Annotated in this window: 6 protein-coding genes and 1 pseudogene; 1 reads left to right on the top strand and 6 read right to left on the bottom strand. The window is 68.6% G+C overall.

Annotated elements, in window-relative coordinates:
* The 3 genes and pseudogenes from J7E89_RS05440 to J7E89_RS05430 form a co-directional block, all read right to left on the bottom strand.
* A pseudogene (locus J7E89_RS05440) lies at positions 1-852 on the bottom strand (hypothetical protein); the annotation flags it as partial.
* A gap of 20 nt (positions 853-872) precedes the next feature.
* On the bottom strand, positions 873-1,013 hold the full coding sequence (locus J7E89_RS05435) for a hypothetical protein (protein WP_214968964.1): 141 nt from the start codon (positions 1,011-1,013) through the stop codon (positions 873-875).
* 40 nt (positions 1,014-1,053) lie between these two features.
* Positions 1,054-3,687, bottom strand: a complete 2,634-nt coding sequence (locus J7E89_RS05430; protein ID WP_214968962.1) for a polynucleotide kinase-phosphatase — start codon at positions 3,685-3,687, stop codon at positions 1,054-1,056.
* Between J7E89_RS05430 and J7E89_RS05425 the strand changes: the two genes are divergently transcribed.
* Positions 3,575-3,991 (top strand): hypothetical protein, encoded by a 417-nt coding sequence (locus tag J7E89_RS05425; RefSeq protein ID WP_214968975.1) that lies wholly within the window; start codon positions 3,575-3,577, stop codon positions 3,989-3,991. The genes J7E89_RS05430 and J7E89_RS05425 overlap by 113 nt on opposite strands.
* Before the next feature lie 113 nt (positions 3,992-4,104).
* On the opposite strand, the gene J7E89_RS05420 is transcribed toward J7E89_RS05425, so the two are convergent.
* From J7E89_RS05420 to metG, 3 genes are all read right to left on the bottom strand, one after another.
* Positions 4,105-5,358, bottom strand: coding sequence for an HEXXH motif-containing putative peptide modification protein (locus tag J7E89_RS05420; RefSeq protein ID WP_214968959.1), 1,254 nt, complete (start codon positions 5,356-5,358; stop codon positions 4,105-4,107).
* Positions 5,359-5,496: 138 nt separating this feature from the next.
* Positions 5,497-5,628, bottom strand: coding sequence for a hypothetical protein (locus J7E89_RS41745; protein ID WP_285439203.1), 132 nt, complete (start codon positions 5,626-5,628; stop codon positions 5,497-5,499).
* 228 nt (positions 5,629-5,856) lie between these two features.
* Entirely contained in the window at positions 5,857-7,566 is a 1,710-nt protein-coding gene (gene metG, locus J7E89_RS05415) for a methionine--tRNA ligase (RefSeq protein ID WP_214968957.1), read from the bottom strand.
* Between the last annotated feature and the right edge of the window lie 217 nt (positions 7,567-7,783).

The raw sequence follows: 7,783 nt of genomic DNA, 5'->3' as shown, positions 1-7,783 counted from the left end.
GGCTGGGGCTGGGGCTGGGGCGAGCATGGCCGTACGGATACGGGGTCTGGTTCGGGGTCTTCCTGGGGCTGGGGCTGGGGCTGCCGTCGCTCGTACGACGCTCTCCACAGCGCGCGCCAGACGTCCTCCGGCAGGCCCGGCGGCTCCGCTTCCAGAATCTGGCGGACCGTCTCCCTGAATACGGGATCCGGTCCCGTGCTCAGCTTCGGCAGCCGCGTTTCGAGTCGGCTGCTGACCTGCGGATCGCTCGCGTAGGGGCGGACGGCCCACCGGTAGAGCGAGGCGGCATTCGCGCAGCGGATCTCGTCGCTCGGTACGCCGCAGGGCTCTCAGCGGGGCCTTGGGGCCGGAACAGTACGCCCCCGCTCCTCCTTCGGGCTCCAGCAGTGACATGCGGCGCTCGGGGTGGAGGAGGAGTTCCGCCGCGGGCAGACCGGCCGTCAGGGCAGGCTGCCCGTCGAGGGCGGAAGCGATCAGCGTGGACGCCCGCACCTGGTCGAGCCGGCCGCGCGCCTCCTCCATCGGCGGGCCGTCCTGGGACCACGACCACGCGTGCAGCCCCAGGCAGGTCTCCGCGTCCAGGATGTCCGAGCTCCCCATCAGCGCATGGCATACGGTGCTCGCCCTGCCACCGGGGTCGCGCCACGGGACGCGGCGTAGCAGCACCGTTCTCCCCCGGTGCTCCAGCCGCACGAGGCCCGGCCTGGCAGCCCCGCCCGTGGCCCGCAGCAGCGGGCCGAACCTGCGGAAGAAGCCGTCCGCCTCGTCCGGCCGGATCGACCAGGCGACCGATCCGAAGCCGGTGGTGCCCGAGAGGTTGTCGGCGTCCCGGCGCAGGACGACCTGGTCCACCAGTTCCTCGTGCCGGACCCTCAGGCCCCCACCCCTCTCAGTTCGGGCCCCGGCAGCAGGCCGCACATGGCGAAGACAGACAGCGGTGGCGCCAGCACCCGGCGCGGCCGGACACCGTGCGGGAAGATGTCGCCCTGTTCCTGGCCGCCGGTCGCCGCCACGAAATGCAGCGTGCAGCGCTCGCAGTCGTCGAACGGGCCGTCACAGCCGTGGGTCGACCGGCTCCGACTCCAGTGCCAGGACCGCGAACACGGCCTCGTGGATTCGCCACAGCGGCTCGCCCTCGGCCAGCCGGTCCAGTGCCTCCAGACCCAGCGCGTACTCGCGCAGGGCGAGCGAACGCTTGTGGCCGAGGAAGCGGTTGCGCAGCTTTTCGAGCTGCTCGGGGCGCGTGTACTCGGGACCGTAGATGATCCGCAGGTACTCGCGGCCGCGCACCTTGATCCCCGGCTGCACGAGCCGGTTCTTGCCGTCCCGTACCAGCGCCTCGACCGGCTTGACGACCATGCCCTCGCCGCCCCGGCTGGTCATCTCCAGCCACCAGTCGACGCCGGACTGAACGGACGCCGGGTCGCCGGTGTCGACGATCAGCCTGCGGGTGGTCTGGAGCAGCGCGGTTGGGTCGTGTTCGACCAGCCGGTCGAGCCAGGCCAGCTGCTCGTCGTGCGGTACGCCCGCGAGCGAACGCCCCTGTACGGCGAGCAGCTGGAACGGTGCGAGCCGCACCCCCTCCAGCCCCTCCGTCGGCCAGCAGTAGCGCCGGTACGCGTCGGTGAACGCGGCCGCGTCGGCGGCGCGTTCGCGCTGCGTCGCCAGCAGCCCCTGCACCTCGACGCCGCGGGCCGCGGCCCCTTCCAGCGCCGCCACGGCGCCGGGGAAGACGGCACGCGCTGCGGCGCCCACCGCGGCGTACTGGTTGCGCAGCAGCCCCGAGGCCTTGAGCGACCAGGGCATCAGCTCGGCGTCGAGCAGCAGCCAGTCGGTCTGGAGTTCGTCCCAGAGCCCGGCCTCCGTCACGGCGGTACGCAGTCGGCTGACGATCAGCTCGGTGACCGTCTCGTCATCGAAGAACGGACGGCCGGTGCGGGTGTGGATGACACCGGTCGGACCGTCCACGCCGAACCGCTCGCGCGCCACGTCCGCGTCCCGGCAGACCAGCAGCACCGCCCGCGAGCCCATGTGCTTCTCCTCGCACACGACCCGCCCGACTCCGTCCGCCTTGTACGTCGCGAAGGCCTCGGCGGGGTGCTCCAAGTAGCCCGCAACGTGTGACGTACCGGTCGGGGACATCGTCGGCGGCAGGTAGGCGAGCAAGCGCGGGTCGACGGCGAACCGGCTCATGACTTCGAGCGCCGCGGCCGCGTTCTCCTCGCGTACGGCGACCCGTCCCATGTGCCGCGTCTCGACGACCCGGCGACCGTGCACGTCGGCGAGGTCCAGCGGACGGCCGCCCTCTGACCCATTCAATGCAGCACCGCCCGGGGCCTCGGGGGTGAGCGGCTTGGCCGGCTCGTACCAGACCTGCTCGGCCGGTACGTCGACGAGCTCGCGCTCCGGCCAGCGCAGAGCGGTCATCTTGCCGCCGAAGACCGCGCCGGTGTCCAGGCAGATGGTGTTGTTGATCCACGAGGTGTTCGGGACAGGCGTGTGGCCGTAGACGACGGCGGCGCGGCCGCGGTAGTCCTCGGCCCACGGGTAGCGCACGGGCAGGCCGAACTCGTCGGTCTCGCCGGTCGTGTCGCCGTAGAGCGCGTGCGAACGCACCCGGCCCGAGGTGCGGCCGTGGTACTTCTCCGGCAGACCCGCGTGGCACACGACGAGGTTGCCGCCGTCGAGGACGTAGTGGCTGACGAGCCCGTCGATGAACTTCCGCACCTGCTCCTTGAAGGTGTCGTCCTCCTTCTCCAGCTGCTCGACGGTCTCGGCGAGTCCGTGCGTGTGCTGGACATTCCTGCCCTTGAGGTAACGGCCCAGCTTGTTCTCGTGGTTCCCGGGGACACACAGCGCGTCGCCGGAGGCGACCATTCCCATCACGCGGCGCAGAACGCCGGGGCTGTCGGGACCACGGTCCACGAGGTCGCCGACGAAGACGGCCGTACGCCCGTCGGGGTGCGATCCGTCGACGTAACCGAGCTTGGAGAGCAGGGTCTCCAGCTCGGAGCGGCAGCCGTGGATGTCGCCGATGATGTCGAAGGGGCCGGTGAGGTGGCTGAGGTCGTTGTAACGGCGCTCCAGCACCACTTCCGCCGCGTCGACCTCCTCCACGCTGCGCAGGACGTGCACCTTGCGGAAGCCCTCGCGCTCCAGGCTCCGCAGCGAACGGCGCAGCTCGCGCCGGTGCCGCTGAATGACGTGGCGGGGCATCCCGGCCCGGTCGGGGCGTACGGAATTGCGCTCGGCGCACACCTCCTCCGGCAGGTCGAGGACGATCGCGATCGGCAGTACGTCGTACTTCCTGGCCAGCTGGACGAGCTGCTTCCTGCTCTCCGGCTGCACATTGGTCGCGTCGACGACGGTCAGGCGGCCGGCCTCCAGCCGCTTGCCCGCGATGTAGTGCAGGACGTCGAAGGCGTCACGGCTCGCGCTCTGGTCGTTCTCGTCGTCTGCGACGAGGCCCCGGCAGAAGTCGGAGGAGATGACCTCGGTGGGCTTGAAGTGCCGGTGGGCGAAGGTGGACTTGCCGGATCCGGTGGCACCGACCAGGACCACGAGGGACAGGTCGGTGACGGGAAGCACGGTGGACGATCCACGCCTGGGCGGTGGCCTTCTGTCCCCGCAGCAGGCAGTGGAGTGGCTTGGGGATGCCGGCGGTGGCGTCGTGGAGCGGAAGGTCATGCCGGTCGAAGACGCGGACCATGCTGTCGCGTTCGATGACTTCCATCAGGCCGTGCCCGAGGATTTCGTCCGCTCGTTCTGCCGGTCCGGCGCAGTATCCGCTGCCGTCGGAATGTTCACCGGAGGCGTTGATTCCCGGCTGACCCAGACCCGCATATTCGTGTCCGGTCTCCATTCCGCGCCCGGAAAGCTGCGGAGACCCGTTCATCTCCCACTCGAGATGTGCCCAGCGCTCCATCAGTTCGGACCGGCACTTGAGTTCGCTGAGTTTTCGTCCGAAGCCAAGGCTCGTGCCGCGCAATGAGACTCGCCGCCGTGCAGTGGTGACAACTATTTCCGCATCCGCGAAATAGACGTCGCTCTTGGCACAGAAATGGAATACCGAGGTCGCCGCTGCCACTTGGCCGTCATCGAGGCTCATACCGCAAACAGCGGGAGGCTGCCGTCGGGCCGGTCGTAGTCCCAGTCGAGCCGGTTGTACAGCTGCGGGTCGGGCATGCCTTCAAGGGCAACCAGCTCTCGTCCGGTCTCGATCCAGGCGTCGAGTTCCTGCCGGCCCTCCGGGGAGTACTGACCGTGCTCCTCGATGATCGCAAGGCCCTGGAGCAGACCGAGCAGATGCCGGTGGAAGCGGACCTGTGCCTCCTGATGCCACTGCGTTGCGGAAGACCGAAGTACAGCCGCCATCAGCCTGGCCAGGCGCAGGAAGACGAATGTGGCGTGGTAGGTGCCGTAGAGCGGCCGCGGGTCGGTGCGGATCGGCGAGCTCACGCCGGTCGCGTCACGGTTGAGTAGCAACGGGTGGACTTCCTGCTTGGCGTGCAGCAGCTGGTGCGTCGCCTCGTGGGTCAGGTGGTCGGCGAAGCACAGTGGACTCCAGCTGGTGTCCAGGCGCAGGAAGGAGGCGCCGAAGAGCACGATGTCGGACCCGCCGACGAAGTGCTGGCCCTTGAGGGCCACCACGTATTCGGTCAGCGCCGTGATCTCAGCCGCCTGCTCCGGCAGGACCTCCTCGATCAGGCTCAGACCGGCTTCGTAGTTGCGCACCAGAGACTGCGTGAAAGCGTCCTGGGCGCCTGCGACCACGCTGAGCTTGGGGTCGAGCCGCGATATTTCCCTCGTCTGGTCGCTGTACTTGGCGACCTCCGCCCGGATGGCGTCGGTCTCGGTGCGCAGGCGGATGCGCTTCGGGTCCTTGGTGATCCACGTCTCGGAGATGGCTCCGAGAATCGCGTCCCGCTCGTCGGGCGCCAGGTCCGGGCCGATGACGGCCGTGTTCCGGGACGGCGTCCAGTGCGAGCCGACCGATCCCGCCGGCAGGGGTACCGCGCCGTCGCCGGTTGCCTGGGCGACCGGCAGCGGGGTACGCACCAGACCGCGGGCGGCGTCTTCGACGAAGACGTTGCCAAGGCCCAGCACCGCGCGTGTGGCGGCCTTGCGGTCCTTGGCGGCGAACGCGTCCAGAGCGCTGAAGTACGCGGCGTAGAACTCACTGCGCCGGGGGGCGCCGGCGGTGGCATCGAGCGCGTCACGCAGCAGGACTGCGCTGTCCTCGGTCACCAACTGGGCGGTCTGCGCGGCGTTGAGGACCTTGTGCCAGTCAGCCGTGATGGCCTGCCCGAGCTTTTCGCGCAGTGCGGCTGCTTCCGAGGCATTGGGTTGTGCGAGCAAGATGACCTCCATGTCGTCGTCGCGGCCCGGGCGCACAGGGTGGCGTCTCAATCCAGCGCGATACGAACGGTGATGTAGACCGGACTGGCGTGCGGTGAAGAACAGGAGTTCTTCACCGCACGCCGAGTGTGTCCCGCTTTAGCGGTTGTCCTCGAAAGAGGTGAAGGCGTCGTCGTCCAGCTCGGTGCTGACGGCGGACTTCATCTGCATCATCGCGGAACCGACAGCGCCACGGTTGATCTGGATGTCGAGCTCGTCGATCTCGGGCATTTTTCCTCCATGAATGGTTATTTTTACTTTCTCCGGAAGGGGCCTTGTAGCGCCCTTTCCGAGATTCATTCTGGCACGACGAGAGGGTGCATCAAATACCTTACGTGTGGCATGAATTCACCATGGCACAGTCATGCCAGCCCCGCTTCGGAAGAACCCAGCGGAAACGCGGAGGGGCCCGGAACCGTAACGGTTCCGGGCCCTCTGGCGCGTGTGTGCGGTGTGATGTCAGCCGTCGGCGCCGAATCGCTCGCGATACGAGTCCAGGTCCTCTTCTGTGATCTTGGCGAAGAGGACGGGCGGCACCGTGAACGGCGTGCCGGCGGGGACGGCGTCCAGGGACGCGGCCTGCTCGCGGGATACCCAGGCCGCGGTGGCGTCGGCTAGTGCGAAGGCCGTGCGCATGGCCCTGGCGGAGGCCGGGATCAACGGCTCGGACACCACCGCGTAGAGGTGGATCAGGTTCATGGCTGTCCGCAGTGTCAGCGCCGCGCCCTCGGGGTCGGTCTTGATCTCCAGCCAGGGGGCCTTCTCCTCCAGGTAGGAGTTGCCCGCGGACCACAGGGCGCGCAGCGCCTGCGCGGCCTTGCGGAACTGCAGGGTCTCCAGCTGCTCCTCGTACTCGCCCAGCAGCCGCGCGATCTCCTCGCCCAGCTTCGCCTCGGCCTCGCCGGCCGCACTGCCCACCGGGACCTCGTCGCCGAAGCGCTTGCGCGAGAAGGACAGCACGCGGTTGACGAAGTTGCCGAGGGTGTCGGCAAGGTCCTTGTTGACCGTGGCGGCGAAATGCTCCCAGGTGAACGACGAGTCGTCGGACTCCGGGGCGTTGGCGATCAGGAAGTAGCGCCAGTAGTCGGCCGGCAGCAGCTCCAGGGCGGCGTCGGTGAAGACTCCACGCTGCTGGGAGGTGGAAAACTTGCCGCCGTAGTACGTCAGCCAGTTGAAGGCTTTGACGCAGTCGACCATCTTCCACGGCTCACGTACGCCGAGCTCGGTGGCCGGGAACATCACGGTGTGGAAGGGGACGTTGTCCTTGGCCATGAACTCCGTGTACCGGACGTCCTGGACGTCGTACCACCACGACTTCCAGTCCCGGTTCTCCGGATCGGCGTCGGACCACTCCTTTGTCGCGGCGATGTACTCGACCGGGGCGTCGAACCAGACGTAGAAGACCTTGCCCTCGGCGGCCAGCTCGGGCCAGGTGTCCGCCGGAACCGGCACACCCCAGTCGAGGTCACGGGTGATGGCGCGGTCGTGCAGGCCCTCGGTCAGCCACTTGCGGGCGATCGAGGAGGCGAGGTGCGGCCACGCTTCCTCGTGCTTGGTGACCCATGCCTCGACCTCGTCCTGGAGCTTGGACTGCAGCAGGAAGAGGTGCTTGGTCTCACGGACCTCGAGCTCCGTGGAGCCGCTGATGGCCGAGCGGGGCGCGATCAGGTCCGTGGGGTCGAGCACCCGGGTGCAGTTCTCGCACTGGTCGCCGCGGGCCTTGTCGTAGGCGCAGTGCGGGCAGGTCCCTTCGACGTAGCGGTCCGGCAGGAAGCGGTCGTCCGCGGGCGAGAACACCTGGCGGATGGCCCGCTCCTCGATGAACCCGTTCGCCTGCAGCCTGCGCGCGAAGTGCTGGGTGATCTCGACGTTCTGGGCGGAAGAACTGCGGCCGAAGTAGTCAAAGGACAGCTCGAAGCCGTCGTACACGGCCTTCTGGGCGTCATGCGCCTGCGCACAGAACTCGGCGACGGACAGGCCCGCCGCTTTGGCGGCGAGCTCGGCCGGGGTGCCGTGCTCATCGGTGGCGCAGATGTACAGGACGTCGTGGCCGCGCTGGCGGAGGTACCGGGAGTACACATCCGCCGGAAGCATCGACCCGACCATGTTGCCCAGGTGCTTGATCCCGTTGATGTAGGGAAGAGCGCTGGTGATCAGATGTCGAGCCATCCTCGGATGCTCCATTCCATGCTTACGGCGCCGCGGCGATCCGCGTGGGCCAAGGGACAACAAATGAACTCGGCCGTCCTGGACAGGCGGCCAAGCGAGTCCAGGACGGCCGAGCGGCCTTTAGTCTACGACCGCGAAGACCTTGCCTTCGCACGCGCCGGAAGCCGGTCCAGCGCTGCAGCCGGGGCGGCTGCGGTCAGGGACCTACTGCCAGCCG

It is taken from the genome of Streptomyces sp. ISL-100, assembly GCF_018614615.1.
Taxonomy (GTDB): domain Bacteria; phylum Actinomycetota; class Actinomycetes; order Streptomycetales; family Streptomycetaceae; genus Streptomyces.
The sequence above is the reverse complement of the archived record's forward strand: the minus strand, read 5'-3'. Positions and strand labels throughout refer to the sequence as shown.